Origin of the sequence: Massilia niastensis DSM 21313, assembly GCF_000382345.1 — a bacterium.
Taxonomy (GTDB): domain Bacteria; phylum Pseudomonadota; class Gammaproteobacteria; order Burkholderiales; family Burkholderiaceae_D; genus Telluria; species Telluria niastensis.
In genome coordinates, this window is the sequence record NZ_KB908203.1 from 1 (window position 1) to 1,862 (window position 1,862).

4 protein-coding genes are annotated in these 1,862 nt (G+C 58.0%); 3 read left to right on the forward strand and 1 reads right to left on the reverse strand.

The genetic code is table 11. The features are described from left to right. Positions 1-347: transposase (locus H162_RS32405; protein ID WP_020657086.1), on the reverse strand; the 347-nt coding region annotated here is incomplete at its 3' end. Between the two features lie 85 nt (positions 348-432). Between H162_RS32405 and H162_RS0129630 the strand changes: the two genes are divergently transcribed. The 3 genes from H162_RS0129630 (at position 433) to H162_RS33785 (ending at position 1,751) form a co-directional block, all read left to right on the forward strand. Next, positions 433-888, forward strand: coding sequence for an Ohr family peroxiredoxin (locus H162_RS0129630; RefSeq protein ID WP_020657087.1), 456 nt, complete (start codon positions 433-435; stop codon positions 886-888). A 68-nt stretch (positions 889-956) separates the two neighbouring features. Then, on the forward strand, positions 957-1,157 hold the full coding sequence (locus tag H162_RS0129635) for an OsmC family protein (protein ID WP_307188097.1): 201 nt from the start codon (positions 957-959) through the stop codon (positions 1,155-1,157). A gap of 72 nt (positions 1,158-1,229) precedes the next feature. After that, entirely contained in the window at positions 1,230-1,751 is a 522-nt protein-coding gene (locus tag H162_RS33785; RefSeq protein ID WP_084677188.1) for a DUF1097 domain-containing protein, read from the forward strand. Positions 1,752-1,862: the final 111 nt, after the last annotated feature.

The window sequence follows — 1,862 nt, forward strand, 5'->3', positions numbered from 1 at the left end:
CTTACGGCCACAGTCCTGCGTCCAGCCAGTGTACTGTGCCGGGAGTTTCTATTCATGAGGGCCACGGGCAACCGTGTGGGGCGGTTTTTTAATATTTCCACATCACTACGAAGTTGACGGTTTTCCTGTTCCAGTTGGCGGATACGCTGCTGCTCGGGCGTAAGCGCCTTGCCAATTCCAGGCTGCCCATTTTGCTCGGCCTCGTACTGCGTCAGCCAACGGCGGATCGCTGTCACGCCGATATCCATCGTCTGGCTGACGTGCGAAATACTGAGTCCCTGCTCCTTGATCATGCGGACGACCTCCAGCTTGAAGCTGGGGTCAAAACTGCGGCGTTGCCTTGTCATCTAAACTCCTGTGAAGGTGAATTATCCACCTATCGAGGTGTCCGGCGTTATTAGACCACTGCAACAAACCAAAACGGAATCTACAATGACCAAGATCGCAAAAGTCCTTCTCACTGGCAAAACTTATACCACTGCCAGCGACACCCGCATCATTTCTGGCAACCACGAAGGCAACGTCAATATCAAGCTCTCCGCCCCGGGCAACAGCGCTGCGCCCGCCTACGAGTTCGCGACCGTCCAGCCGCATCCGACCGCTGAACAATTGTTCGCCGGTGCCTGGTCGGCCTGCTACATCGCCGCCGTCGGCATTACCGCCAAGGAGATGAAAGTGACCTTGCCTGCGGACACGGCTGTGGATATTGAAGTGGATCTGGGCCTGACCGGCGCCGAGTACTTGCTGCAGGCCCGCCTCACCCTGCGTGTTCCCGGCCTGGACCCCGAAGTCGCCACGGCAATCGCGCATGACGCCGATGCCATCTGCCCGTACTCGAAAGCCACGCGCGGCAATATCGATGTCGCCCTCAAGGTCGTCACGGCGTAAGGCCGCCCGCGCTGCGCAAGCATCCTCGTGGCCCAAAGGGCTTGGCCGCAAATGGACTAAAGGTCAAGTTGCCTGCTGATCTGGCAGTCGACGCCGAGGTAGATCTGGTCACTGACGCCGGAGCGTACTTCCTGCAGGCGCGTCTAAACGTTAGCTTGCCTGGCGTTGCGCACGATATTGCTTGGACGCTGCTTGAAACGGCCCACCAGACCTGCCCCTACTCGAAGCTCAGCAAGAGCAACATGAAGGTCGAGATCAATCTCATCTGAGCGTTCGGCGCTATGGCCACCCCGTCGAGCTGAGGGGCAGGCCGTGGCGGTAACCAACTTTATTGGAACCCCATGAATTCATTACCTACCCCTGTACCACGCGTCTCGGCCGCGCAGCTGCCCGCCACGCGCTTTCACTTAAGCACACTGGTCGTGGCGATCGTGGCATCCAGCACTACTTTCCTGACCTTGGGGGCAGCGTTGCCCGCTTGGACCATGTTTCTCGGTTGGGTGGCCCACGACACCGCCGGCTCAACTTTGCGGGAAGGAGTTGCCAACCTTGTGTCGTTCCTGCTCGGCTTGGGTCTGGGCGCGGGCACTGGAATCGCGATTGGGTTGCTCACCCCCGTAGTGGGTGATGCTGCCACTCCGCTGGCAGTGCTGGGCGATGTGATTGTGGTATTAAGTCTGCGCAATCTGCGGCCGATTAACAATCCTCTTGCCAATTTCCTTGGACATATTAGCTTCTTCGCTTCTGCCCAGGCACCGTCGGCCTCATTGCTGGGGATGCTGGCAGCGGCTGGCATCATTGGAGCAGCAGGTGCTGCAATGGCAGGCTGGCTGCAGTCCCGTGTCGAGCGACGTCCTGTTTGATAGCCGATCGTCGTGTCCGGAACGTGTCAATGAATTTGAAACACCTGAATAAATCTATGAGAGTCTAAATCTCTGTTTTCAGGCAGCTTTTTTCTCCATCGTCGGTGGGTT